Below are 1468 nucleotides of genomic sequence, written 5' to 3'. Positions count from 1 at the left end.
GGGGGGGTGCCCCTATGGGTTTGGTCAAGGTGATGGGGCGGGTTGGGGCTCGTAGAAGGTGCCGTCTCGGAGCATGGCGAAGAGGACGTCGGCCCGGCGCCTGGCGAGGCAGAGGAGGGCTTGAGTGTGGTGTTTGCCCTGGCTGATCTTCTTGTCGTAGTAGGTGCGGGAGGCCGGGTCGGCCAGGGCTGCGAATGCGGAGAGGAAGAAAGCGCGTTTGAGCTGCTTGTTTCCGCGCCGGGACGGCTGTTCGCCGCGGATCGAGGAACCGGAACTGCGGGTCGTTGGGGCGAGGCCTGCGTAGGCGGCGAGGTGGGCGGCGGACGGGAAACTGGATCCGTCACCGACGTCGATGAGGATGCGTGCTCCGGTCCTGACGCCGATCCCCGGCATGGACGTCAGGACCTTCGAAAGAGGGTGTGCCTCCAGCAGTTCCTCGATCCTCGAAGCGAGGAGTTTCCGCTGGTCAAGCACTGCTTGGAGCGAGGCGGCGAGGCTGGGAACGATCAATGTGGCCGCGTCTGTGCCCGGGACGACAACGGTCTGCTCGTCCAGAGCAGTGAAGATGTCCTCGACCAGGCGCTCGGCCATCCGCGGTGCCTTCGGACGTATCAATGTGATCAGCCGGCGTCGTCCGGCCTTGCGGATCTGCGCCGGGGAACCGAACTGGTTGAGGAGTTTGAGCACGGCCGGGTGCTGCACTCGCGGCCCCAGGACCCGCTCCAGCGACGGATGGATCTGCGTGAGCAGGCCGCGCAGCCGGTTGCTGATCCTCGTCGCTTCGCCGGCCAGGTCGTCGTCGAAGCCGACGATCATCTCCAGCTCGGCGATGGTCTCGTCCTCGAGGTCGACCGAGCGGAGCGTGTGCGGCATGACGCGGGCGGCATCCGCGATGACGAAGGCGTCGCGGGCATCGGTCTTGGCCTCGCCGGGATAGAGGTCAGCGATCCGCCGCATCGTCAGCCCGGGCAGATAGGCGACCGGGCATCCCATGTCCCGGGCCACCGCCAGCGGCAGGGCCCCGATCGAGGCCGGCTGATCCACCACAACGAGGACGGTCCCGTGCTTGGCCTGCAGTTTCCCGAACACCTCGCGGAGCCTGGGTTCGCTGTTGGGCAGCCGCTTGTCGAAAGCCTTCTTCCCGGCCGGGGTGACGGCGGTGGCGTGGTGTTCGCCCTTACCGACGTCCAGGCCGAGGAAGGCGCCGATGTCACTGACGTCGATCACGTGCGTCCTCCGGTCGTCCTCGCCCGGCCGTCCCACGGCACCGATCGCCACATCCACATTACGAAGAGCCTCCCGACCTGCGAAGAAGCCGGTGGTCATGCCCCTAATCAGCGGTCTGTCGATGCCTCCGGAGCCGGTGACACCACCCCCCAAGCCATCAATTCGACAGGGGGAGAAAGTCATGCCAACTCCGGAGGCCGGGCGCCCCATTGCGGGGCCACCAAGAAGGTAATGGGGGGGG

General features: G+C 67.0%; 1 protein-coding gene. It reads right to left on the bottom strand.

The window, feature by feature from the left end:
* Nucleotides 1-24: 24 nt before the first annotated feature.
* A complete protein-coding gene (locus tag ACWGE1_RS41055) occupies nt 25-1227 on the bottom strand; it encodes an IS110 family transposase (protein ID WP_453425571.1) in 1203 nt (400 codons plus the stop codon).
* Nucleotides 1228-1468 lie beyond the last annotated feature (241 nt).

Source organism: Streptomyces sp. NPDC054932 (assembly GCF_053610205.1).
Note: the sequence above shows the minus strand (reverse complement) of the source record. Positions and strands in the feature narration are given on the sequence as shown.